1 protein-coding gene is annotated in these 231 nt (G+C 67.5%); it reads right to left on the bottom strand.

Annotation, left to right across the window (positions count from 1 at the left end; genetic code table 11):
- On the bottom strand, positions 1–231 hold a 231-nt coding region (locus tag KVS69_RS20825; RefSeq protein ID WP_217540254.1), incomplete at both ends, for a hypothetical protein.

Raw genomic sequence — 231 nt, forward strand, 5'->3', positions numbered from 1 at the left:
CCCTGTGCTGGCGGCCTCCAGGCCGAGGATCTGGTCCTGCAGCTCCTGCCGGTAGCCGGCCTTGCTTTCGTTCCAGATCACCAGGTCGGTGTTGAGGCCCTTCTGGCGCCAATAGGCCTGCGCCTGCACCAGCTGCCGGACCAGCTCCACGTTCTCTGAGTCGGTGGCCTTGTGCAGCACGATGGGCAGGTCGCCCGAGATGGCATGGCCCCACCGCCCGGAGTGTACGGG

It is taken from the genome of Stenotrophomonas sp. GbtcB23, from assembly GCF_019091045.1.
GTDB classification, from domain to species: Bacteria; Pseudomonadota; Gammaproteobacteria; order Xanthomonadales; family Xanthomonadaceae; genus Stenotrophomonas; species Stenotrophomonas rhizophila_A.